Origin of the sequence: Thiorhodospira sibirica ATCC 700588 (assembly GCF_000227725.2) — a bacterium.
Classification (GTDB): domain Bacteria; phylum Pseudomonadota; class Gammaproteobacteria; order Ectothiorhodospirales; family Ectothiorhodospiraceae; genus Thiorhodospira; species Thiorhodospira sibirica.
This window is the reverse complement of the sequence record NZ_MU255056.1, coordinates 1993679-2017342: the sequence shown is the minus strand read 5'-3', so window position 1 is coordinate 2017342 and position 23664 is coordinate 1993679. Positions and strand designations below refer to the sequence as shown.

The 23664-nt window shown below is 56.8% G+C and carries 26 protein-coding genes; 11 read left to right on the top strand and 15 right to left on the bottom strand.

The window, feature by feature from the left end:
- Positions 1-27: 27 nt before the first annotated feature.
- The 3 genes from THISIDRAFT_RS09490 to THISIDRAFT_RS09480 all read right to left on the bottom strand — a co-directional run bounded on the left by THISIDRAFT_RS09490 (position 28) and on the right by THISIDRAFT_RS09480 (position 2077).
- Complete coding sequence (locus THISIDRAFT_RS09490) at positions 28-1035, bottom strand: NAD(P)H-dependent glycerol-3-phosphate dehydrogenase (protein ID WP_006787750.1); 1008 nt, start codon at positions 1033-1035, stop codon at positions 28-30.
- Positions 1036-1046: 11 nt separating this feature from the next.
- Positions 1047-1544: a protein-export chaperone SecB gene (gene secB, locus THISIDRAFT_RS09485; protein ID WP_006787751.1), complete on the bottom strand. Its 498-nt coding sequence runs from the start codon at positions 1542-1544 to the stop codon at positions 1047-1049.
- A gap of 170 nt (positions 1545-1714) precedes the next feature.
- On the bottom strand, positions 1715-2077 hold the full coding sequence (locus tag THISIDRAFT_RS09480; RefSeq protein WP_006787752.1) for a HesB/IscA family protein: 363 nt from the start codon (positions 2075-2077) through the stop codon (positions 1715-1717).
- A gap of 425 nt (positions 2078-2502) precedes the next feature.
- Here THISIDRAFT_RS09480 and folB point away from each other — a divergent pair, with 425 nt between their 5' ends.
- Positions 2503-2862: a dihydroneopterin aldolase gene (folB, locus tag THISIDRAFT_RS09475; protein ID WP_006787754.1), complete on the top strand. Its 360-nt coding sequence runs from the start codon at positions 2503-2505 to the stop codon at positions 2860-2862.
- Positions 2863-2980: 118 nt separating this feature from the next.
- Here the strand turns inward: folB and THISIDRAFT_RS09470 are convergent, their stop codons facing one another.
- The gene (locus THISIDRAFT_RS09470; protein WP_040852509.1) at positions 2981-3958 is read right to left on the bottom strand and encodes a cytochrome-c peroxidase; all 978 of its coding nucleotides are present in this window, start codon (positions 3956-3958) and stop codon (positions 2981-2983) included.
- A 601-nt stretch (positions 3959-4559) separates the two neighbouring features.
- On the opposite strand from THISIDRAFT_RS09470, the gene THISIDRAFT_RS09465 reads away from it, so the two are divergent.
- From THISIDRAFT_RS09465 to THISIDRAFT_RS09435, 7 genes are all read left to right on the top strand, one after another.
- Positions 4560-5606: a rod shape-determining protein gene (locus tag THISIDRAFT_RS09465; RefSeq protein ID WP_040852666.1), complete on the top strand. Its 1047-nt coding sequence runs from the start codon at positions 4560-4562 to the stop codon at positions 5604-5606.
- 227 nt (positions 5607-5833) lie between these two features.
- Positions 5834-6733, top strand: a complete 900-nt coding sequence (gene mreC, locus THISIDRAFT_RS09460; protein WP_006787928.1) for a rod shape-determining protein MreC — start codon at positions 5834-5836, stop codon at positions 6731-6733.
- A 29-nt stretch (positions 6734-6762) separates the two neighbouring features.
- The gene (gene mreD, locus THISIDRAFT_RS09455) at positions 6763-7254 is read left to right on the top strand and encodes a rod shape-determining protein MreD (RefSeq protein ID WP_006787927.1); all 492 of its coding nucleotides are present in this window, start codon (positions 6763-6765) and stop codon (positions 7252-7254) included.
- Positions 7255-7346: 92 nt separating this feature from the next.
- A complete protein-coding gene (locus tag THISIDRAFT_RS09450) occupies positions 7347-8138 on the top strand; it encodes an ATPase (RefSeq protein WP_418896143.1) in 792 nt (263 codons plus the stop codon).
- Between the two features lie 139 nt (positions 8139-8277).
- Entirely contained in the window at positions 8278-9357 is a 1080-nt protein-coding gene (gene metA / locus THISIDRAFT_RS09445; RefSeq protein WP_006787925.1) for a homoserine O-succinyltransferase MetA, read from the top strand.
- On the top strand, positions 9354-9557 hold the full coding sequence (locus THISIDRAFT_RS09440) for a hypothetical protein (protein WP_006787924.1): 204 nt from the start codon (positions 9354-9356) through the stop codon (positions 9555-9557). Before metA ends, THISIDRAFT_RS09440 begins: the two co-directional genes overlap by 4 nt.
- A gap of 55 nt (positions 9558-9612) precedes the next feature.
- Positions 9613-10803, top strand: coding sequence for a PilT/PilU family type 4a pilus ATPase (locus THISIDRAFT_RS09435; RefSeq protein ID WP_006787923.1), 1191 nt, complete (start codon positions 9613-9615; stop codon positions 10801-10803).
- Here the strand turns inward: THISIDRAFT_RS09435 and THISIDRAFT_RS09430 are convergent.
- From THISIDRAFT_RS09430 to THISIDRAFT_RS09405, 6 genes are all read right to left on the bottom strand, one after another.
- The gene (locus tag THISIDRAFT_RS09430; RefSeq protein ID WP_006787922.1) at positions 10800-12518 is read right to left on the bottom strand and encodes an ABC transporter ATP-binding protein; all 1719 of its coding nucleotides are present in this window, start codon (positions 12516-12518) and stop codon (positions 10800-10802) included. The two genes, THISIDRAFT_RS09435 and THISIDRAFT_RS09430, sit on opposite strands and share 4 nt — an antisense overlap.
- On the bottom strand, positions 12518-13447 hold the full coding sequence (locus THISIDRAFT_RS09425; RefSeq protein ID WP_006787921.1) for an NAD(P)-dependent oxidoreductase: 930 nt from the start codon (positions 13445-13447) through the stop codon (positions 12518-12520). The genes THISIDRAFT_RS09430 and THISIDRAFT_RS09425 overlap by 1 nt, the downstream gene beginning before the upstream one ends.
- A gap of 98 nt (positions 13448-13545) precedes the next feature.
- Positions 13546-13839 carry a cell division topological specificity factor MinE gene (minE, locus tag THISIDRAFT_RS09420; protein ID WP_006787920.1) on the bottom strand — a complete coding sequence of 98 codons (294 nt, stop codon included), beginning with the start codon at positions 13837-13839 and terminating at the stop codon, positions 13546-13548.
- Between the two features lie 3 nt (positions 13840-13842).
- Positions 13843-14652, bottom strand: a complete 810-nt coding sequence (gene minD, locus THISIDRAFT_RS09415; protein ID WP_040852664.1) for a septum site-determining protein MinD — start codon at positions 14650-14652, stop codon at positions 13843-13845.
- Positions 14653-14888: 236 nt separating this feature from the next.
- Positions 14889-15617, bottom strand: coding sequence for a septum site-determining protein MinC (gene minC, locus THISIDRAFT_RS09410; RefSeq protein WP_006787918.1), 729 nt, complete (start codon positions 15615-15617; stop codon positions 14889-14891).
- Positions 15618-15972: 355 nt separating this feature from the next.
- Entirely contained in the window at positions 15973-16455 is a 483-nt protein-coding gene (locus tag THISIDRAFT_RS09405) for a DUF3299 domain-containing protein (protein ID WP_050984906.1), read from the bottom strand.
- A 155-nt stretch (positions 16456-16610) separates the two neighbouring features.
- Here THISIDRAFT_RS09405 and THISIDRAFT_RS09400 point away from each other — a divergent pair, with 155 nt between their 5' ends.
- Entirely contained in the window at positions 16611-17522 is a 912-nt protein-coding gene (locus tag THISIDRAFT_RS09400; protein WP_006787916.1) for an ATP-binding cassette domain-containing protein, read from the top strand.
- 4 nt (positions 17523-17526) lie between these two features.
- Here the strand turns inward: THISIDRAFT_RS09400 and THISIDRAFT_RS09395 are convergent, their stop codons facing one another.
- Both THISIDRAFT_RS09395 and THISIDRAFT_RS09390 read right to left on the bottom strand, forming a co-directional pair.
- Positions 17527-18840: an MFS transporter gene (locus THISIDRAFT_RS09395; protein ID WP_006787915.1), complete on the bottom strand. Its 1314-nt coding sequence runs from the start codon at positions 18838-18840 to the stop codon at positions 17527-17529.
- A 57-nt stretch (positions 18841-18897) separates the two neighbouring features.
- On the bottom strand, positions 18898-20685 hold the full coding sequence (locus THISIDRAFT_RS09390; protein WP_006787914.1) for an ABC transporter transmembrane domain-containing protein: 1788 nt from the start codon (positions 20683-20685) through the stop codon (positions 18898-18900).
- A gap of 171 nt (positions 20686-20856) precedes the next feature.
- On the opposite strand from THISIDRAFT_RS09390, the gene THISIDRAFT_RS09385 reads away from it, so the two are divergent.
- Both THISIDRAFT_RS09385 and THISIDRAFT_RS09380 read left to right on the top strand, forming a co-directional pair.
- The gene (locus THISIDRAFT_RS09385) at positions 20857-21420 is read left to right on the top strand and encodes a TerD family protein (protein WP_006787913.1); all 564 of its coding nucleotides are present in this window, start codon (positions 20857-20859) and stop codon (positions 21418-21420) included.
- Between the two features lie 39 nt (positions 21421-21459).
- On the top strand, positions 21460-22101 hold the full coding sequence (locus THISIDRAFT_RS09380; protein ID WP_006787912.1) for a TerD family protein: 642 nt from the start codon (positions 21460-21462) through the stop codon (positions 22099-22101).
- Positions 22102-22474: 373 nt separating this feature from the next.
- Here THISIDRAFT_RS09380 and THISIDRAFT_RS09375 read toward each other — a convergent pair whose 3' ends face one another.
- The 3 genes from THISIDRAFT_RS09375 to THISIDRAFT_RS09365 all read right to left on the bottom strand — a co-directional run bounded on the left by THISIDRAFT_RS09375 (position 22475) and on the right by THISIDRAFT_RS09365 (position 23661).
- Entirely contained in the window at positions 22475-22654 is a 180-nt protein-coding gene (locus THISIDRAFT_RS09375; RefSeq protein ID WP_040852661.1) for a hypothetical protein, read from the bottom strand.
- Positions 22655-23019: 365 nt separating this feature from the next.
- Complete coding sequence (locus tag THISIDRAFT_RS09370) at positions 23020-23385, bottom strand: DUF6717 family protein (protein ID WP_006787910.1); 366 nt, start codon at positions 23383-23385, stop codon at positions 23020-23022.
- A 60-nt stretch (positions 23386-23445) separates the two neighbouring features.
- Positions 23446-23661 carry a hypothetical protein gene (locus THISIDRAFT_RS09365; protein ID WP_139064051.1) on the bottom strand — a complete coding sequence of 72 codons (216 nt, stop codon included), beginning with the start codon at positions 23659-23661 and terminating at the stop codon, positions 23446-23448.
- Positions 23662-23664: the final 3 nt, after the last annotated feature.

Sequence of the window (23664 nt, the reverse complement as noted above, 5' to 3'; positions counted from 1 at the left end):
CTGAAAAGCCAGCAGCAAAGGATCGAATCAGCGAAACTCTGGCTTGATTTCGCGACGTAGCAGAATTTCAACCGCCCGTTGCGGGGGCAGCCCTGCATACAGCACATGATGCACCTGCGTGCTGATTGGCAACTCCACCCCGGCCTGTGCGGCCTTATCCACAATCACCGCCGCCGTGCGCGCACCCTCAACCGCCTGGCCAATCTGCGCGATCGCCTCATCCAGCGAATGCCCCGCCCCCAGGGCAAGCCCTAAACGGCGGTTCCGTGATTGATTATCGGTACAGGTGAGCACCAGATCCCCCAGCCCAGACAGGCCCATCAAGGTCTCGGTGCGCGCCCCGACGGCCTCACCCAAACGCATCAGCTCTGCCAGGCCCCGGGTAATCAAGGCCGCCCGCGCATTGGCACCAAAGCCCAGGCCATCGGAAATGCCCGCCGCAATCGCCAGAACATTTTTTAGTGCCCCGCCCAGCTCAACGCCGAGCACATCTTCACTGGTATAGGTGCGCAAGGTGCCGCCATTGAGCCAGGTGGTCACCTCCTGGGCAAAGGCCCCCTCCCAGGAGGCCACGGTTAATGCCGTCGGCTGGCCGCGTGCCAATTCCTGCGCAAAGGAAGGCCCGGACACCACCGCCTGCGGCAAAGGGCGCGGCAGCTCTTGCGCGATGATCTCATGCAGCCATTGGCCGGAATCCATCTCCAGCCCCTTGGTGGCCCATACCAGCCCCTCAAGATGGGCACACTGTGCAGCGATCAGACGCAAGGTGGCGCGAAAGCTGCTGCTGGGAACCGCAACCAGCAGGCGGGGGGCATCGTGCAAAAGCTGCTCAAGCGCCACCACCGGCTGCAGCGAGGGCGGAAAATCAATCCCCGGCAAATAGCGCAGATTCTGACGCTGCTCCCGCATTGCCTGCATTTGCACCGGATCTCTGCCCCACAGCCGCACCGGTACGCCCTGGCGCGCCAGATGAATCGCCAGCGCGGTGCCCCAGGAACCCGCACCGATCACGCCCACGCAAGGTATCGTTTGCATCATCTGGCCAATCAATTCAGCGCCGAAGAGGCCCCGGCATTTTGCTGTTGCAGTTGCTGGGCATAAAGGGCATCAAAATTCACCGGCGCCAGCAACATCTGCGGAAAACCGCCTTTGCTGACCAGATCCGAAATCACCTCACGCGCATAGGGAAACAAAATGCCGGGGCAATACGCCGCCAGCAGATGCCCCATTTGCTGCGGCTCAAAGCCACGGATCACAAAGATCCCCGCCTGCTTGACCTCCACCAGAAACGCCGTCTGCTCATGCGAGGTGGTGGTCACTGTCACGCTCAGCTCCACCTCATGCAGCCCCTGATCATCCAGCGCCCGCGCCTGTGAATTGAGCTGCACATTGGTTTCAGGCTTCCAGTCGCCGGTAAAAATCTGTGGGGCCCGTGGCGACTCAAACGAGGCATCCTTGGTATAAATCTTTTGCAGGGAAAATTCCGGCTGGGCGGGAACATTCTCAGGGCCTTTTACGGCCGCTTGGTCAGCATTATCAGTCATTTAAAAATTTTCGCAGGCAAGCCGCCAAACTACAGCGGTGAGGGATAGCACTCGCCGGCTGGCGACCTCGACCCGCGTTCTCCTCTGTTAAAAGCTATCACTGGGTTGGCAAATCAAGGCGCAATAATAGTAGCCCCACGCCTTTCAGGGCAAATCCGCCAGGCGCGGTCTCACACCGCAAAGCTTTCGCCACACCCGCATTGACTGGTGCTATTGGGATTATTAAACTGCAACTGCTCGGTCAGCCCCTTACGCACCAGATCCACCTCCAGACCGCGCAACATCTCCAGACTTTGTGAAGCCACATAAATATCAATCCCGCTGGCATCGTTAAACACCACATCATCTGTTTGCGCGGCATACACCCGATCCACCACATACGCCCAGCCCGAACAGCCGGTACGCTTTACCCCCACCCGCAGCCCAATGGCCTTGGCATCTTGTGCCAACTGCCTGCGCACATGCGCCGCCGCCTTCGCTGTCAAACGTACCTGTGCATCAACCTCTTCTTGATGAGAAAGCCTTTCTTGCATCACTCATTCACGCGGCCATCACGACCCACGCCCTCCTCGTTTGTAAAAAGTTAATCACCGTCAAAAACACCTTCGCCGCAGACCGGATCACTCCAGCGTGGTAGTGCGTGGCGGCACCTTCCAGGTGTCGCTGTACAAAAGCGAACGCAGGGTGCGTCCGCCACCACGCGCCATCCTCCCCAGCCTTAAGGCCAAGGCTTGACACAACCCGGTTAATCCGCGTGCCATTTTATCCATTTTCCCATCCCTTGTTGTGGATTTCCCGGCATCCACGCTGCAAACACCAAAGCCCGCGCAGCACGAAGGGGCGGCAGCGTTTTACTATCGCAATACGGCCAGCGGCGTTCGGCACATCACATTGCAATGGCCAATGGTGCGGGCTCGCTGTGGCGGTCTTGAGGGGTTTTAGCGTATAGTCGCATTCCATGGATACTATCTATATTCGTGACTTGCGTATTGAAACGGTGATTGGGGTGCATGCCTGGGAGCAGCGCATCCGTCAGACCTTGCGCCTTGATCTTGAGCTGGAGACAGATATTCGTCCGGCGGCACACAGCGATGATATTGCCGATACGCTGGATTATGTCATGATCAGCGAGCGGGTGCGCACGCTGCTTGATCAGCATCAGTTTCAATTGATGGAGGCACTGGCCGAACACATTGCCAATACCCTGCTGCATGAGTTTGCGATTAGCCGACTGCGCCTGAGTTTAAGTAAGCCGGGTGCGTTGTCCAGTGCCCGTGAAGTGGGGATTCAGATCGAGCGCTCGCGCATACCGCTTTAATCGCTCGTTCTGATGAATAAACGGTGGGTCGCCTCCTTGGCAGGGAAGCGTTTTTGGGTGTTGGCTGTAACGCGGTGCGGCATTAAAACGAACATGCCGCACTGATTAAAAGCCGCGTTCAGGGCAGCGCCGGGACCTGCACATCCGGCATTTCCCCGGTCAGGGAATGCAAAAAGGCCACCACATCCTTGATGGTCTGTTCATCAAACTCACGTCCCAACATCTCACGCGCCATGATCTGCGTGGCCTCTTCCAGCGTGGCGGTAGCGCCATTGTTGAAATAAGGATAGGTCACGGCCACATTGCGCAAGGTCGGCGTTTTGAACCGATACTGATCATTTTCATCCCCCGTCACCAGATAACGACCCAAATCACTAGAGCCAGGCACCTGAATGCGATGAAACAGGCTATCGGTCAATGCCGGGCCAGTGTGACACGCGGTGCAACCGTTATCGACAAAGGCTGCCATGCCGCGCTTTTGTGAATCACTCAAGGCCTGCAAATCCCCCTGCAGATAACGATCAAAGGGCGAGTTGGGCGTATTGAGCGTGCGCTGAAAACTGGCCAGCGCCTTGGCGACATTGGCCAGGGTAATCGCCTCGCCAGGCGCGCCGCCAAAGGCCTCCGCAAATTTTTCATGATAGATCTCAAACTCCTTGATCCGCTGCAGCGCCTGATCCAGCGGCATATTCATTTCCACCTCGGCTTCAATGGGCCCAAGCGCCTGACCTTCCAGATCTGGTTCACGTCCATCCCAGAACTGCGCCGTGAAAAATCCCGAATTTAATACCGTCGGCGTATTGCGCTCACCCACCTGACCGGCATGGCCCACGGCCCGCGGGATACGATCACTCCAGCCCAGCGCCGGATTATGACAGGTCGCACAACTGATCACCCCGCTGGCCGAGATACGCGGCTCAAAAAACAACATCTTGCCAAGTTCCACCTTCTCAGCGGTTAAACTGTTATTGGCTGGAATCGGCGGCAACGCCGGTAACGCCTGAAAACGCTCCGCATAACGGCTGTGATACCCATCCGCCGCCAGCGCTGTGCCCACACCCACATGCAACGCCAGCCCCGCTGCCAGCGCCGCCATCAACCCAGATTTTTTTCTCAGCATTAACCTTTCTCCACGACAACACCCCCGCAGGACCTTCGGGCGCATCACCATCAAAATACCCGTGTTTTTATACGGCTGCCTGCAAAGGCAAGCCGGTCCTGCAGGCATTGTTTACGTTGACATCCTCCCCCGCCTGAAGGCGGGGGATTCCTAACCTCACGATCAGGACTTTCTGTTTCAACGAGATCAGCCGATGCCGCTTTACAGCAACACGGGACTTACGTTCTCTGTGCAGACTAACCCCGCCAGCCCGGCGGTTAACACATTGCGCGCTGCGCTATCCCTCCCCGGCCTGAAGGGCCGAGGTTTCCCGCGCAAACTGATGATACACGATGGCCCGGTAGCATGGCCATGGCGCATGGTAGCGATCATCCGAACCGCTCCAGCTGTGCGCTTGAGTAAGCGCTACCTGGGAAATGCGGCATATTCTATGCAGAGCGTGAGTGCGGCGCCCTTAAGCGCTTTGCACGCGGGTTTTTCTGGAAGAAACGGCATGAAATGCCAAGATAGCCTTGCTCAAAACCTCAGGCGTTGTTACAGTAGCGCCTTTCCTTTCACCGATCCTAATTTACGACTCATGATCGACCGGCTTTTCGGTTTCCTCTCAAACGATATATCCATTGATTTGGGAACAGCTAATACGCTGATTTATATGCGTGGCAAAGGGATTGTTCTCAACGAACCTTCTGTGGTGGCGATTCGTCAGGATCGCGGACCCGGCGGGCCGCGTTCCATCGCGGCGGTCGGGACAGCAGCCAAGAAGATGTTGGGGCGCACCCCGGAAAATATTGTCGCGATTCGTCCCATGAAAGACGGCGTGATCGCTGACTTTACCACCACGGAGAAGATGCTTCAGCACTTTATCAAGGCGGTGCATCAGCATCGCGTTTTTCGCCCCAGTCCACGGGTGTTGATCTGTGTGCCTTGCGGGGCAACGCAGGTGGAGCGCCGGGCGATTCGTGAATCCGCTGCAGGGGCGGGGGCACGCAAGGTGTTTTTGGTTGAAGAACCGATGGCAGCAGCCATCGGCGCCGGCATTCCGGTAGATGAGGCACGCGGTTCGATGGTGCTTGATATTGGCGGTGGCACCTCTGAGGTTGCGGTGACTTCGCTCAATGGCATTGTCTATTCGGCCTCGGTACGCATTGGCGGCGATAAATTTGATGAAGCGATTGTCTCTTATGTGCGCCGCAATTATGGCATGTTGATCGGGGAGGCCACCGCAGAGCGGATCAAGCATCAGATCGGTTCGGCCTATCCGGGCAAAGAGCTTCTGGAAATTGAGGTCACCGGGCGCAATCTGGCTGAAGGGGTGCCGCGCAGCTTTACCCTCAACAGCAACGAGATCCTGGAAGCCTTGCAGGAATCCTTGCACGGCATTGTCAGCGCCTTGCGTACCGCCTTGGAACAAACACCGCCCGAACTGGGCGCGGATGTGGCCGAGCGCGGGATTGTGTTGACCGGCGGCGGGGCTTTGCTGCGTGATCTTGACCGTCTGCTGATGGAAGAAACCGGTATTCCGGTGGTCATCGCCGATGATCCGCTGACCTGTGTAGCACGCGGCGGTGGCCGGATTCTGGAGATGATGGACGAACACGGCGCGGATTTTTTCTCGGTCGAATAAGGGCAACATGTTGTTTAGCCGGTCGTCGCCGGGCTGCAAAAGATCAAGCGGGCATCAGTTGAGTTTGCTACACCATCCATAACGGCTCGCAACCGTAACTGCGCTACCCGTGGCAAGTCCGTCCGGTAACGGCGGCACTGTGGCAGGAAGGGCTCCTGCCGTAGTCGGGAAGGTGATGCCTGTCTGCTCCAAACACATGCCGAGCACCCCGGGACAGGAAGAGAACCGTGCGCACCTTGGTGCATGTTCTTGATAGCAGGTCTTTTATTAAAACACCGCTTTTCAATCTAGGCCCTTCTCCATTTGCTCGTCTGGCGGTGCTTGGCTTTTTATCCATGGCCTTGATGACCGTAGATCATCGCCTGCCGCACCTGCAGGAGGCGCGAGCAACGCTTGCCCTGGTCATGTATCCGATCCAGTATGCGGTGGATTTGCCGATCCGTGCTGGCATTTGGCTGACCGAACAATTTGCCCTGCGCCAGCTACTGATTCAGGAGAATCAACGCCTGCGCAAGGAGCATACGCATCTGCACGCCCTGTTGTTGCAATTTGAGGCGCTGGAGCAGGAAAATGCCCGCTTGCGTGAGTTGCTGGATACCTCGCAACGGTTGCGTACCGAGGTTTTGATTGCCGAATTGCTGGCGGTTGATTTGGACCCCTTTCGTCAGCAATTGGTCTTGAACAAGGGTCGCCTGCATCAGGTCTATGAAGGCCAGCCGCTGATCAACGCCCAGGGGGTCGTCGGGCAGGTGCTGGAGGTCAATGCCTTGCACAGTATTGCGGTGCTGATTTCAGATCCCAGTCATGCCTTGCCGGTGCTGGTTAACCGCACCGGGCTGCGCGCCCTGGCGGTGGGAACCGGTCATCCGCAGCGTCTGGAACTGCGCTATATTCCGCCGAGTGAAGATATTGAGGTGGGTGATACCATCAGTACCTCGGGCCTGGGGGGGCGTTTTCCGGCAGATTATCCAGTGGCGCGCATTACCCGCGTGGAGCGCGTCCCCGGCGAGGCCTTTGCGATGATTGAGGCACGTCCCTTTGCGCTGCTGGATCGCTCCCGCGAGGTGCTGTTGATTCGCCCACAGGCCGGTGATGATGCAGCCTCAGACGATGCCAGCGATTCCTGAATGTTTCCCATGTCGTTAAGCTGATAACCTTGAGCAACCCGCACGCCATTTTATTCGTCATTCCGCTGACCTTTATCATTGCGTTCATGCTGACCATCGTTCCCTTGCCGGAATGGGCGGTGCTGTGGCGGCCGGAATGGGTCGCGCTGGTCGTGATTTACTGGAGCATGGCGCTGCCGCGTCGTGTTGGCGTGGGCTATGCCTGGATTTTGGGGTTGTTGCTGGATATCATCAAAGGCACCCTGCTTGGGCAACATGCCCTGGGTTTTGCCGTCATTGCCTACCTCACCTTGCGCTTTCATCAGCGTATCCGCGTTTTTCCGCTCTGGCAGCAATCCTTTGCCATCGGCCTGATGCTGGCCATTCATCTGCTGTTGCTGCTGTGGGTTTACGGAATGATGGGGCGTGCCCCGCAAACCTCGCTGTACTGGGGCCCCGTGCTCACCAGTATGGCCTTATGGCCGTGGGTATTTTTATTGTTGCGGGATGTGCGGCGGCGCTGGTGTCTGGGCGTCAACTAAATTCGCTGATTTGAGTTGCTGGAGTCTTTTTCGTGAAATTATCCACCCATGCCTTTCGCACCTGGAAGCATAAATCCATCACCTTGCTGGGAATGTCCGGGGTTGGCAAGACACAACTGGCGCAGATGCTGCGCCGCTATGACTGGTTTCATTATTCGGGCGATTATCGTATCGGTACCCGCTATTTAGATGAGCCGATTCTGGACAATATCAAGCGCCAGGCGATGCAGGTGCCATTTTTGCGTGATCTGCTGCGCACCGATTCGATTTACATCGTCAATAATATCACCGTGGATAATCTTAACCCGGTCTCCAGTTTTCTGGGCAAGCTGGGCAATCCGGAACAGAGCGGTTTGTCCTTGCCGGAATTTAAGCGCCGCCAGGAACTGCACCGCCAGGCTGAGATTGCAGCGATGAAAGATGTCCCGGAGTTTATCCACAAAGCCCATGAGATCTACGGCTATGAGCGGGTCATTATTGACGGTGGCGGCAGTGTCAGCGAACTCGATGACCCTGCGGTGATGCGCCTGTTGGCAGAACATACGCTGATTTTATATATTCAGGCCAGCCGCAACGATGAGCAGGAGCTGATTCGCCGCGCCGAGGCGGACCCCAAGCCGTTATATTATCGGGAGGCGTTTTTAGATGAGCAGCTGGCCATCTATCTGGCCGAGCGGGGGCTTGATTATGTCGCCCAGATTGATCCTGATGATTTTGTACGCTGGACCTTTCCCCGGCTGTTTTGCGCCCGGATTCCGCGCTATGAGGCCATTGCCAGGGAATTTGGCTATACCGTAACCACCGATGAGCTGTGGGCCGTCAAAAACGAGGCCGATTTTCTGGCCTTGATTGAACGCGCCATTGCGCGTAGCGACACCGTCTAGGCGTCGCTTTAAAATCCGTATAAGCGTGGCGACACTTTCCAGGTGTCGCTTTAACACCCGCGAACGCACGATGCCTTCGCCAGATTGCCTGAAAACCCGCGAACGCATGAGGCGTGTGCGGGAGTAGACGATTAACATCATGCCTTTGGTTGCTCATAGTTCCCTGCCCACCTTTGCCCGCCTGCAACACGAAGGCGAGACGGTGCTGCCGCGTGATTATGCCTTGCAGCAAGACATCCGGGCGCTGCATATTGGCCTGTTGAACATGATGCCCGATGCCGCCCTGGAGGCCACCGAGCGGCAGTTTTTCCGCCTGGTGGGGGAGGCCAATCAGATTGCGCAGTTTTATATGCACCCGTTTACGCTGCCGCAATTATCCCGTGGCCCGCGTGGCCAGGCGCACATTGCGCAATATTACGAAAGCTTTGCAGACATCCAGGCGCAAGGGCTGGATGCCCTGATCATTACCGGCGCCAATGTGACCCAGGCTGATTTATCCGCAGAACCCTTCTGGCAACCGCTGATTGAGGTGATCGACTGGGCCTATGCCAATGTCACCTCAACGCTGTGCTCGTGTCTGGCGACCCATGCGGTGATGCAGTTTCGCTACCAGCAGCATCGGGTCCATCGCGGCGCCAAGCTCTGGGGCGTGTATCCGCACCAGGTGGTGGATCGTACGCATCCGCTGGTGCTGGGCGTGAATACCCGTTTTGATGTGCCGCACTCACGCTTTAACGACATTTCGCGGGCACAGTTTCATGCCGCCGGCATCAAGGTGCTGGTTGAAAGTGAACAGGCAGGGGTGCATCTGGCGGTCAGTGAGGATGGTTTTCGCATCGTCTTCCTGCAGGGCCATCCTGAATACGACATTATCAGTCTGCTCAAGGAATATAAGCGCGAGGTCAACGCCTTTGCGCGCGGTGAACGCCGGGATTATCCGCCGTTTCCGGAGCATTATTTCGGGGTACAGATGCAGGCCATTCTCGAAGAACATCGGCTGCGGGTGGAGCAGGCCATGCAGGCCCAGGCCCTGCCGCCGGATTTACCTGAGGTCTTACTGCTGCAAGGGCTGGATAATACCTGGCATGATACGGCCGAGGCGGTGATCAACAACTGGATCGGCAATGTCTATCAAGTCACGCATTTGGATCGTCACAAACCCTTCAGAGACGATCTGGACCCGCATGACCCGCTTAAGCTCAAGGGGCTGGCGTTATGAGCGGCTGGGGATGTCCGCATGAATATCAGGGGCGCTGCCATCACCTGGATGGGCGTCCCTGCGACCCTGGAATGAAAGGCTGCGTACTGGCCGGGCGTTTTGTTTTCAGCAATCCGGCGAAAAATACCCAGCGTAGTCTGCAAAAGCAAAAAAATGCTGACCAACAAACCGACAAACCCTTGAAATCCCGCCGTAAATAGTGTCTTTTAAGCAGTGCTAGTTTCTGCTAACCGCTAAACGCCGAGGACCCCTCCCATGGATCGCGATAAAGCGATACGTTTCATGCATGACCTGCTGCGCACCCTGGTCAGTAAAAAAGGCTCCGATCTATTTATTACGGTAGGCGCGCCGCCCTCCATGAAGGTCGATGGACGGATGACACCCATCACCAATCAGCCGCTCTCACCGGCGCATACCCAGGTGCTGGTGCGCTCCATCATGAATGACCGCCAGGCCTCGGAGTTTGAGAGCACCCAGGAATGCAATTTTGCCATCAGCCTGCCGGGGGTGTCGCGCTTTCGTGTGAATGCCTTTAGTCAGCGAGGCACCAATGGCATGGTCATTCGCGTTATTACCTCCGACATCCCCAGCATTGACGATCTGGGTCTGCCTGGCCAGCTTAAAGAAATTGTGATGGCCAAGCGGGGGCTGATTATTTTTGTCGGTGCCACCGGCAGTGGTAAATCCACCTCACTGGCGGCGATGCTGGGCTATCGCAATCAAAACAGCTATGGCCACATCATCACCATCGAAGACCCGATTGAATTTGTGCACTCGCATATCAACTGTCTGGTCAACCAGCGCGAGGTCGGTGTCGATACGGAATCCTATGAAATCGCCCTGAAAAACACCCTGCGCCAGGCCCCGGATGTGATTCTCATCGGCGAGATCCGGGATCGGGAAACCATGGATTATGGCATTGCCTTTGCGGAAACCGGGCATCTGTGTCTGTCCACCCTGCACGCCAACAGCACCAATCAGGCGCTGGATCGCATCATCAACTTCTTTCCCGAAGAACGCCGCCCGCAGCTGTTGATGGATCTCTCGCTTAATCTTAAAGCCGTGGTATCACAACGCCTCATCAAGCGTACCTCCGGCAAGGGACGCGTACCCGCCGTAGAAATCATGATCAACAGCCCGCTGATGTCGGATCTGATTTTCAAGGGGGAAGTGCATGAAATGAAATCGCTGATGGCCAAATCCAATGAGATGGGGATGCAAACCTTTGACCAGGCGCTGTTTAACCTTTATGAAAGCGGGGACATCACTTACGACGAGGCGCTGCGCAACGCCGATTCTGTCAACGATCTGCGTTTGCGGATCAAGCTGAACAGTAAACGCGACGGCCATAGCGTGCTGGATGATGTCGGTCAGCTCAGCATCGAACAAACCCCCGAAGAAGCCGGCATCGTCCCCAGCTCTGCTGGCGCAAAATCGCAGGATTAGCCGGGCAATGGATTGCGCTGAAAGCGCGGTACGGCGGCCAGCAGTTTTTGGGTGTAGGGGTGTTGCGGGTGGTTGCAAACCTGGTCTGGCGGGCCTTGCTCAATGATGCGTCCCTGATACATCACAGCCATTTCATCGGCTAAGTATTCCACCACGCCAATATTGTGGGTGATAAACAGCAGGGTGAGACGATGGCTGTGGCGCAGCTCCATGAGAATTTGCAAAATTTCTGCCTGCACCGAGACATCCAGGGCGCTGGTGATCTCATCACAGACGATAAACTCAGGCTCCAGAACCAAGGCGCGGGCGATGCCGATGCGTTGTTTTTGGCCGCCAGAGAATTCATGCGGGTAGCGCCACAGGGCATCCGGGGGGAGCTGTACCTGATCGAGTATCTGGCGCGCCCGCGCCAAACGCTCCTCGGTGCTGCTGCCAATGCCGTGTACCGCCATCGGTTCGAGCAAGGTGTTGGCAATGCTTAAGCGCGGATTGAGTGAGGCCGCCGGGTCTTGAAAGACCACCTGCAGGCGGCGGCGCAGCGGTTGCAAGGTCTTGCGCGAATCATGACGAATCTCTGCACCGGCAAACTGAATCGATCCGGCGCTGACGGGGAGCAATCGCAAAACGGCGCGCCCCAAGGTGGTTTTACCACAGCCGGATTCGCCCACCAAGGCCATGACCTGGCCACGTTCAATATCCAGATCAACGCCATCCACGGCGCGCACCCAATCCACCACCCGGCGCAGCAAGCCCTTGCGTACCGGGAAATGGACTTTTAATCCACGCAGGCGCAATAGCGGCACGTTGTGCGACGGCTTTTCTTGGGTGTAATGTGCATCGGAGACGTCTATCTGCGAGCGGGCCTGTCTGGGCAGGTGTTCGGGCAGGGCGTCAATCAGGCTGCGGGTGTAGGCATGTTGTGGCTGTGTCAACACGCGGTGGGCGGCGCCCATCTCGACGATTTTGCCGCGTTGCATCACCGCGACGGTGTGGGCCATCTGTGCGACCACCCCAAAATCATGGGTGATAAATAACAGGCCCATCTGCTTGCGCTGCTGTAATGCGCGCATCAGGCGCAGGATTTCCGCCTGTACAGTGACATCCAGCGCGGTGGTCGGTTCGTCGGCGATGAGGATGTCCGGCTCACAGGCCATGGCCATGGCTATCATCACCCGCTGGCGCTGGCCGCCTGACAGACGGTGCGGATATTCATCGATGCGTTTTTCCGGCTGCGGGATCTGAACCTCTGCCAGGGCTTCGATGGCACACGCCCGCGCTTGGGAATAGCCAAGCTGGGGACGATGCAGGCGCAGGGTCTCGATAATCTGCTCACCGATGGTAAACACCGGATTGAGTGAGGTCATCGGCTCCTGGAAAATCATCGCCAGACGCCCGCCCTGCAACTGTCGCAAGGTATCCTCAGCAGCGGTCAGCAGATTTAGCGGCGGCTGACCCGGCGGATAAAACAGGATTTCGCCGTGAGGATGCGTGGCAACATCCTCGGCCAGAAGCCGCATCACGGACAAGGCAGTGACGGACTTGCCGCTGCCGGATTCACCGACCAGGCACAGGGTTTCGCCACGATGCAGGGTAAAGCTGATGCCATCCACCGCCCGCAGGCTTTGCTGTCCGACGCGCAGGTCGGTGTACAGCTCGCGCACCGCCAGCAGCGGTTCGGTGCTCTGGGGGCTTAGGGAGGCGTCAGCAGGCGTCATTATTGTGGAAGTTTAGGCAACAACGCGTGTTGTATCTGCGCAATGACGGAGGAGTCCTGCTCCGCCCAGCCTTGGCCAACGGCGGCATTGATATATTGCGTGGCCAGGGTGCAACCGGGTACAAACAGACCCAGCTCGCGGGCCAGGTCTTGCACAATGCCCATATCCTTACGATGCAAAGCCGCCTTAAAACCGGGGGTAAATTGTTGCTCCAGCATCCGCTGCCCATGCACGTCGAGGATTTTGGAGTAGGCAAAGCCCCCTAGCAGCGCCGTGCGCACTTTGGCGGGATCAACCCCGGCGGCTTCTGCCAAGAGCAGGGTTTCGCCTACGGCCACCAGCATTTGCGCGACCAGCATCTGATTACACGCTTTGGCGACTTGGCCAGCACCCACGTCACCGACGTGCGTCAGGGTGGTGCCGACGTGAGCTAACACGGGCCGTACTCGCTCTAACGCCGTTGCATGGCCGCCAATCATCAATGACAGCGTGCCATGAATCGCGCCCTGCTCACCGCCGGACACCGGGGCATCCAATAAGGTGATCTCGCCTTGTTGCAGGCTTTGGGCCATACGGCGCGTTGCCAGGGGGCAGATGGTGCTGTGATCAATCACAATCAGCCCGGGGCGGGCATTTTCCAGTACGCCACCCGAACCGAGCAATAACTGCTCGACATCGGCGGTATCCGAGACATTTAAAAACAACACATCAGCACGCTGAACAAGCTGCGCCACCGAGGGTGCCCACTGCGCGCCTTCGTTGAGCAAAGTGGCGGCGCTGGCCGGGCGGCGCGCCCACAAATGCAGAGGATAACCGGCCCGAAGCAGGCGTCTGGCCATCGGCTGGCCCATGATACCCAGACCGATATAGGCCAGTTGCAGAGTCTCAGGTTGCGTAGCCACCGGAGAGGCTTCGGGCTGTGTTGTCATGCAGGTTTCCTCGGCCTGAATGCATGCCGCATCCGGTGTATGATGCCTACACCGCAGCACCCTCAGACCGTCTTGATCAGGATTGAGTATTCGGCTGGTTAATCAGGAGGAAAGCGAGAGGAGGAGTTATCCTGCTCAGGAAGGATGACATTGAGCTCCAGAATTTCATAATCACCGTCACGATCCAGTTGAATCATCACCGAATCCCGATCCACAGGGACGTATTTGCGAATCACATTGAGCAATTCTTCCTGCATCAAGGGCAGATAATCCGGTCCGTTACGCTGCGAGCGTTCGCGGGCGACAATTACCTGGAGACGCTCTTTGGCGAGCTTTGCGGTGGATGGTGTCTTATTTTGCGACTGAAAATAGCTCAACAGACTGTTTACCATAATTTATCCCCCTAGCAAGCGTTCAAGCAGCCCTTTTTTAGGCACTGACATAAAACGATGGGGTCGTTCATCACCCAGAAAACGGGCCACAGCGTCCTGATAGGCCTGACCCGCATCCGAGTCATCATCCAGGATCACCGGTAAACCGGCATTGGAGGCATTGAGTACCGACAAGGATTCAGGAATCACCCCCAGCATATCAATCGCCAGAATTTCCAGCACATCATCGACGCTGAGCATCTCGCCCTTGATCACCCGTGCCGGGGCATAGCGGGTCAACAACAACCGTCCGGGCATGGGCGAGTCACCACGCTCGGCGCGCTGGGTCTTGCTAGCCAGAATGCCTAAAATCCGGTCTGAATCGCGGACGCTGGAAACCTCCGGATTGGTGACCACAATGGCCTCATCGGCAAAATAGGCGGCCATCAAGGCGCCTCGCTCAATGCCAGCGGGGCTGTCACAGATGACATAATCAAATTCTGCCGCCAATTCACTGAGTACTCGCCCTACCCCCTCGTGACTCAAGGCATCTTTATCGCGGGTCTGCGAAGCGGGCAAAATATACAGCCCATCAACGCGCTTGTCTTTGATCAGGGCCTGCTTGAGCGAGGCATCGCCATGAATGACATTGACAAAATCATAGACCACCCGGCGTTCCACCCCCATGATGAGATCAAGATTACGCAAGCCCACATCAAAATCGACCACGGCAGTGCGGTGACCGGCCTGCGCAAGCCCAGTGGCAAACGAGGCGCTGGTCGTGGTTTTGCCCACGCCGCCTTTCCCTGACGTAACAACGACTATCTTGGACACAGCGCACCCCAAGGAGTCAACATAAACACCTCCAACAATGGACAATAGAAAAGCGACACCCGCACACCTTAGCCAATCAACTTAACGCAGAATGATCGCACACACAATACGACTGGTTTGATAAAGGTTGAAAATTTAACACATTTATCTCAAAATCCAAACAAATCAGGAAATCGTGCGTTGAGGTCAATGTTAAAGTTCTATCAGGTCTTACTCGCCCAGATATGTACCGCTCGCTAGGACTTGATTTTTTCAATCTTTAGGCTTTCGCCGTGTAAATACACCTGCATATTATCACCCCGCTCCCGGTCTTCAATATATTCACTGATGCGATAATTCCCGGCAATGGCGACCAGTTCCGGATCCAGATGCAGGGCAAAGATGCGGGCGCTGGTATCCCCACGCAGCCCCGCCATCACCCGCCCACGCAGGGGGCCATAGACATGCACATGCCCATCGGCCAAAATCTCTGCACCGGCACTGACCGATGAGGTAATGATCAAATCCCCTTCCGGGGCATAGACCTGCTGTCCTGAACGCACCGGATGGGTAATCAGCAAGGCAGGCGACTTGGCAGGTGTCACCGGGGCAGCGGTCATTTGCACCTTGGATTCCGCAAAGCGGCGGATGACATCTGTGCCATCAGAGGTGATCGCTAACAAGCCGCCTTTTTTCGCCAGGGCGCTCATCTGGGCGCTGGGAGAACGCACGCCGATAGGCGTTATACCGCGCTCAAGCAGTAATCTCACCAGACCGCAGATATCCAGCGAATCCAGCGACGCGCTCACCGCATCCAGATCCAGCAGCGTGGGTAAGCCGCGCAAGAGCTCCGGGGCCTCGGCAAGGCGGCGGTCCAAATCCCGCGCCAGCACCGAAAGTGTAGGTTCCAGCACGCGCAGTACGGTGACAGTGATCATCCGCCCTTTGAACTCCAGGGCAGCCAGGGTGCGAACTTCAGCAGTCATGGTGTGGTTGGCTCAAGCATCCGGCGGTCAGTTCGTGAACAGGGGCGCATTGCATCGCTGCGCGGGGCGTGTTTGTCAGCTATTATACAGAATCCTGCGAGTAGGTATCGCACGCATCTCAACGCGTAATAAACATAGGAGTTACGCCGTTAGCGTCTAGCTGATGGATGTTGCCAGGTTCGATTTTATATTTTTCGCGGCTTCGCGTGAGATCAGCCCTTCAGGGGCGGCTGCGCCGCCGTTTTCAGCGTTCAGTCTTTAAAGAGTCACGCGAAGCCGCGAAGGGCGCGAAGGATGAAACATGATTTTTTATATGTTTCGCAGTCTCCAACGGCGTAACTCCTGATAAACAGATTCAAGGCCAGCGGCGTGCGTCTGTGAGCCGGTAAAAAGTCCCCTGGGCGTCCGCTGTCAGGGCATGAAAACGTCCCTCGATGGCGAGGGCTTGATCCGTGTAGGCCATCGGCAGGTCCGTTTCCACCTCAACGAGGCGTGCCGGGCCGGCGGGCATACAAAAAGGACAATGTGCGGGCAGGGCCGACAGCAGAAAATGGCGTATGGCGGATTCTGCTTCAGGGGCGTTCAGGGGTAGCATGTAACCTTTTAGGATCACGCGGCGGCGGTGGTGTTGCATGACCGCCTCGCTAAATTCCACGCGGTGTTCGATTTGTTCACCGTGCTGGGTATAAATAACGCTGACCTGCTCCAGCACTGCCCAGTCAAGACCGCCTTCCACCGGTTCGGGGATGAGCATTCGATAATACCAGGGGATTGGCGGTGGGGTTTCGCGCAGGACTTCAGCGGCAGGCGCTTGGGCCAGCAGGGCGGCAGGAAACATGAGGCTAAACAGCAGGCACAGGAGTATGTGATGTAGATACCGCCGGGGTGTTTGTGCGCGTTGCGCTACCCACAGACGGGTTTGGGGGCGTGGCCTTGCTGCGGTAGGGCTGCGCGAAATCATGAATGCGTGAATCATAAATCAGGGGCGTCCCGATGGATGTTGTCTATGCCGAAGGGCTAAGCAAGCGCTACGGCGCAGTGGATGTAGTGGATCAGCTGGACCTGGCGATTACGCCGGGCGAGTGTTTTGGGCTGTTGGGTCCAAACGGGGCGGGCAAAACCACGACGCTGCGGATGCTGTTGGGCCTGACGCCACCGGATCGGGGGCGTTTGCAGGTCTTAGGGTATCCGATACCCGCGCAGGCGCGTGAGGCGCGGGTGCGCATGGGGGTGGTGCCGCAGTTTGATAATCTCGACCCCGATTTTACGGTGCGCGAAAACCTGTGCAATTATGCCAATTATTTTGCGGTGCCAAAAGCCGTGGCAGCGGCGCGGGTCGCGGCCTTGCTGGAATTTGTCGCGCTGGAAGGGCGCGCCGATGCGGCCATTGGGGCCTTATCCGGCGGGATGCGACGGCGGGTCACTCTGGCGCGGGCCTTGGTCAATGAACCGGAACTGGTGATTTTGGACGAACCGACCACCGGGCTTGATCCGCAGGCCCGGCGGCATGTCTGGCAGCAGCTGCGGCAACTGCGTGAGGCTGGCAAAACCCTGGTGCTGACCAGTCACTACATGGAAGAGGCGCAGCGGCTATGTGATCGCGTGGCCATCATGGATCAGGGACGCATCATCGCCTGCGCCCCGCCGCTTAGCCTGATCAATACCCACGTCAGCCCGCATGTGGTGGAAGTGGAAGGCCCCGGCACCCTGGACTGGTATGCCGCACATGCCACACCTCTGGCGCAACGGGTCCATCAAAGCCTGGATGGCGTAGTGCTATACCTTGACGATCCGCAACCCGTACTGAGCCAGCTGCAACAAACTCCCCTGCGCTATGTGCATCGTTTGGCCGACCTTGAAGACGTATTTTTACACCTCACCGGACACGCCCTGCGCGAGGATTAAGATTTCACCGCGCTGCCGCGACAGTGGTGATGTTTTGGCAGCGGGTTTCGACAAAAAACCATGAGGCGAGGGTGGCCAGGCTGGCAAAGCCAACCAGCAGCCACAGGCCGCGCTGGTAGTCACCGTGCGCATACTGTGGCAATCCGTGAACAAGCTGGCCGCTCCAGCCCCAGTCCATGATGGCGCCAAATACGGGTTGAAACAGGGCTGCGCCGAGAAACAGGCCGGTATTCACCAAGGCAATGGCCATGCCGGAAAAGGCCGGGGGGGCGACTTCTTTGGCATGGGCGTAGGCCACGACAAAGGCGCTGGCGGTCAGCCCCAGCAGTCCAAACAATAATAATCCAGACAAACCCGGCCCCCACGGTAGCCACATAAGCATCAGGCAGACGCCCAGATAGGCCAGTGCGCCGCTTTGCAATACCATTTTGCGGCGTTGCAGCCGGTCAGAAAGGGTCCCGGCAAACAGACAGCCCACGGCAAAGGCGATGGTCGCCACGGTGGTATACAGCGCCGCCTCATTGCGACTCAGCGCGTGTACATCACGCAGCCAGGGAATCGCCCACAGCCCAAGCATCCCAAACAGGCTGCCGGTGATGCCAAAGTCATAGATAAATCCCGGCCAGAGGCGGCGGTTCGCCAACACAACGCGCAGCTCCTTGAGCCAATGCTGGCGCGGGGCGTTGTGGGCGGGCAATCCTTCCATCTCGCGCACCGATGGAAAACCCAGCTGCTCTGGGCGGTCGCGTACCAGCCACCACGACAGCAGGGCCAGCGCAATGGCAATCAGGCCCAGGGCCACAAACAGACTGCGCCACTCCACATAAAGCAGCATCAAGGCCAGTGGCCCGGTGGCGGCGATAGCGCCCAGATTGCCCAGCAGAAGGGTCAGGCCGCTGATGCTGCCGTAGCGCCGCTCGCTAAACCAGACGCTGTTGCTTTTCATCAGGCCGACAAACACCACCGATACCCCCAGACCGACAAGAAAGCGCCCGACGCTGGCTATGGCCAGGGTTTCTGCCAGGCCAAAGGTGATGGAGCCGATACCGGCGACCAGATTGCCCAGGGTAACGGCATAGCGTGAGCCGAGGGTATCGGCCAGAACGCCGGCGGGGATCTGCATGGCGGTGTAGATATAAAAATACATGGCCGAGAGCGAACCCAGGGCGGCGGCGCTGACCGCAAAGGCCTCCGTCAGCTCCCCGGACACCATCGCCGGAGCAAAGCGGTGGAAAAACACCAACATATAGGCGCTGACCAAAATGGTGTAAATGGTCCAGCGAATCCGGCTGAAGCGGGCAATATCAAAGGCTGTCATGGTGCGGGGTTAATGTCCGTGTATTGGATATGAATCAGTGTTATGTAACCGTTTCGTTTAAACGGTATCCCGAAACTGCAGTTTGGCAAGGCGGCGGTAGAGGCCCTCCTGTTTGACCAGTTCGCTATGGGTGCCGGTGGCCACCCGGCGTCCCTGGTCAATGACGACGATGCGGTCAGCCTTGCGCACGGTGGCCAGGCGGTGGGCGATGATCAGGGCTGTGCGACCGCTTAACAGGCGCTCCAGTGCCTGCTGGACACTGTGCTCGCTTTCGGCATCCAGCGCGCTGGTCGCCTCATCCAGCAGCAACACGGCAGGATTGCGTAACAGGGCACGGGCAATGGCAATGCGCTGGCGCTGACCGCCGGAGAGTCTCACGCCGCGCTCGCCCAGATAGGTGTCAAACCCCTGCGGCAGGGCCTGCAGAAATTCGCGGGCATGGGCCGCCTCGGCGGCCGCTAAAATGGCGTCTTCGCCAACCCCCTCCAGGCCATAAGCAATGTTTTCCCAGGCGGTGGTGCCGAAAATCACCGGGTCTTGTGAAACCCAGGCAATCTGACTGCGCAGACTGTTGAGATCCAGCTCACGGATGTCGATGCCATCAAAGGTGATGCACCCGCTTTGCGGGTCATAAAAACGCAGCAATAATTGCAACAGGGTGGATTTACCCGCCCCCGAAGGGCCGACTAGCGCCACCTGTTGGCCGGGCTCAAGGTTTAGGGAAAAGCCATCCAGGGCCAGCGATTCCGGGCGGGCCGGATAATGAAAGCGGAGATTTTCCAAGCCAAGTCGGCCCTGAACGGGGGTGAGCAAGGCACGAGGCTGCGGGGGCGAGGTAATATGCGGCTCGGTATTGAGCAATTCTACCAGCCGCTCAGCCGCGCCGGCCGCCCGAAACAGATCGCTGGCAATCTCGCTCAAGGCGCTGACGGTCCCTGCCAGCAACACCGCATAAAACACAAACGCAGCCAGTTGGCCGCTGCTCATGCGCCCGGCCAGAACCTCATGCCCGCCCACCCACAACACCAGACTCACGGCGGTGAACATCAATAACATCGCCAGCCCCGAAAGCAAAGCACTGCTCTGCGTGCGGGCAATGGCTGCGCCAAAGGCATTCTCGACATGCTGGGCATAGCGACGCCGATCCAGAGCCTCATGACAAAAGGCCTGAACGGTGCGAATGCCATACAGCGTCTCATCCAGATAGGCACTGATATCGGCGACCCGATCCTGGGCCAGGCGTGAGCGTTTGCGCACCTGTCGCCCCAAAATCCATACCGGCAAGACCACCACCGGCACCCCGCCCAACACCCACAAGGTCAGCGTGGGACTGGTCATGATCAAGAGAATCAGCCCACCGCTAAACAGCAGCAGATTGCGCACCGCAATGGAAAGCGTTGAGCCGATCACCACCTGAATCAGGGCAGCATCGGTGGTCAGGCGCGAAATCACCTCGCCGGTACGAGTGCTTTCAAAAAAGGCCGGCTCCAGCTGCAAGGCGCGCTCAAAGACGGCCTTGCGCAGATCCGCCACCACCCGCTCACCCAGCCAGGTCACCAGATACACCCGTGCCGCTACGGCCAGCGCCAGGGTAATAACCACCGCAAACAGCCACAGCAGGGCCTGATTCAGGGCGGCGGCATCGCCACTGCGGAAACCCTGGTCAATGACCATGCGCAACACCCCGCCAAAGGCCAGCACCCCCAGCGCCCCGGTGAGCAAGGCCAGCGCCGCCCAGAGCAGACGGATTTTATACGGGCGCAGAAAACCCGCCAGTTGCAATAACGGACCAAGCTGTTTACGCGGCTGTCGGCTGTCGGGCGTTTTGATCGAAGGTGGTTGCATGAATGGTTTCAGAATGCCTGTGGTTGATGCCGTGCAAATCAGCGGCGGTGCGTGGGCACAGACGCTAAACTGCCGTCTGTAATCTGTAATGCGGGCCAAGACTTTACCAGAGGTTATTAGTCTGGCAAAGTCTTATGCAAATTCATGGTTACTGGAAAGAGGAATACCAACATGTTTTTCAAAAATCGCAAAAAAGACGCCGAAGCCATTGCCATCAAGCGGCTGCTGATCGGTCTGGGCTGGGAGGCGCGGATCACCGAGGGGGTGGATTTTGATCTGGATCTCAGCGCTTTTTTACTGACCAAGGCAGGCCGGGTGCTCAGTGATCGGGATTTTATCTTTTATAACCAGCTCAGCTCACCGTGTGGCACTGCGATACACTCCGGGGACAGCCTGACCGGCGAGGGGCAGGGTGATGATGAAACCATCACCCTGGAACTTGCCAAAGCCCCGGAACATGTCACGCGTATTGTACTCACGGTGTCTTTGCATGATGCCGATCTGCGCGAGCAGACTTTCGGACGGGTGTTTGGCACCTTTATCCGTATGCTGGACCTGGATACGCAGGCCGAACTGGCGCGTATTGATTTAACCGGCCAATACGCTACCCAGACCGCGCTGCAGGTGGCCGAGGTTTACAAAGAGAAAAACGGCTGGTTTTTTAAGACCCTCGGCGAGGGTAACGCGGATGGACTGCACGGCTTGTGCGAGCAATTCGGGGTGCATGTCGCCTGATGTGCGTTGTCTATTTTTAAACGAGAAGGAGTCAAGGCTATGGCGGTGAGTTTACGCAAAGGCCAAGGGGTGAGTCTGCGCAAGAGCGATTATGATCTTTCGCAAGTGACCATCGGCTTGGGCTGGGATGTTAATGAGGCCAAGGGCCGGGGATTTTTGGGCGGTCTACTGGGACAAAAGGCCGCAGATTATGATCTGGATGTGATTGCCTTTTTGTGCAATGCCGAAGGCAAGGTGGCCAATCTGGGGGAAAAGCAGGAGGACAAATCGCTGCGCAACGGCGATATTGTGTTTTTCAATGCGCTGCGTCACGCCAGCGGCTGTGTGTGGCTGACGGGCGATAATCGCACCGGCGAAGGCGAGGGCGATGATGAGCAGATCATCGCCAGGCTCAACGACTTACCCGCGCAGTATCACAAGCTGGTATTTATCATCCAGATCTATAACGGCATCGAAAACAAGCAAAGCTTTGGCGATGTGCGCAATGCCTTTATCCGGGCGGTGGACGCCCAAGGGCATGAAATGGCGCGTTTTGACCTCTCGGGCGGGCAAGAATATGCCTCAGCGCGCTCGTTTTTATTCGCCGAACTGGAACGCGAAGGCGATGGCTGGCAGTTTCGCGCCATTGGCACCCCCAGCCAGGCCGATTCCTTTGTAGACTGGCTTAAGCAGTATATTTAGTGGCGGCATCGTCTTGATGCCGCATAAAAAACTCCCCTCCTTATTCAAGGAGGGGTGGCGCGTAGCGCCGGGGTGGTTATCTGGAGCGCCGAGTTGTACTCGGCTGATTTTTAACTCCTTATCCCGACTAGCCGAGTGCAACTCGGCGCTCCTCGCTACGTTATTACTCCACGTCCCAAGCCTTCCACTGTTTGAGAACTTGACATCCACCCCGCCCTACCTGCCAAATGCCTCAAAGAGATACCGGACTTACAGTTTCTCCACAGACTAACCCCGCCAGCCCTGCGGTTAAAATAAAGATAGCATCCATGTATAAGAGAGCAAGCTACCAAAGAGGAGGCCTCGGGAACAGGCGCACGCTTTGCGTGCTGCGCTATCCCTCCTTGGCCTTGCGGCCGGGGTTTCCCGCGCAAACTGATGAAAATTCAAGGCACGCGATCTCGACCAGCGGATCCCCCAAAGCATCGGTCTTCTTGCGGTGCTGCTCGTCAGCGAACAGCTCTGTCTTGAGGGCGGTGCGTTTTTCATCGGGATAGGCTATGGCAAGTTTCACTACGATGTCATTTTATTTCTCAGCGGGGGCCAAGGTTTTTCGAGGTTCCCATATGTTCATCGCCAGATACTTCAATAAAAACCGATGGTGCAACAGGGGCGGTAGACATCATCAAAGCATTCCTTTTGTGAAGTGTATAGACACATGAAGATGGTGATGTCACTTCTGCCGAGCTTGGCAAAAGCATACATTAATGATTACAACGCTTGATGCGGGATTTTTTAAAAAATGAGACTGAGCAGGAAGGTATTTAATTTGAATTACTAAAAATTTAATTTTTATAAAATTACGTTAAGGTACGAAAAAAAGTAGCCTCTGCAAAAAAGATAGCATCTGCATGATGATGCTACCGGGTGATTATGTCATCAGCGGAGTGTCTCACATTTGACGTAAATATTTTCGGGAGCTTTTTCGAAATATTTGTACATCGCGGGGCACAGCCAGCCTTGCGTTTGCAGGACATTGCTTAAATACCAGTTACCACCGTATTCCGCTCGTTGCCAGACCAGATGCTCTTGATATCCTGGGAAGGGTTTTGCCGAAAAGATCATCCGGAAGCCATCTTCTGCATTGTGAATGTCTTTTACATGATGTTCTATGATCTCGGGAACACCTTCAACAAAAGGCTCACGGCATAACCCAACACGGTCATCATCAAACATCCACAGACCATCGGAATAATAAACGGTTAAAACCAGAATGCTGTTATTGGCATAGGGGGTGCTATTCATCGGGCATTTTTCTTATTAAGATTTGTTATTAAGTGTATCGCTAGATCATGAAATTTTAAGCTAATTGAAAATAATAATTTGCAGAATGGATAAAATGGCCCCAATGACTGAGGATATAGCAGTGACCAGTAGCCACCATTTAGGTCTATGTGCATTACAAACAACTTCTTTTGTAATATTAACTACCGTTGGTTCACTTTTTGAAGAAGCGGCGATTGCGCCCGCAACTATTACACCAATGGCAACAACACCCCAAACGGGAATAATGAATGGCACATT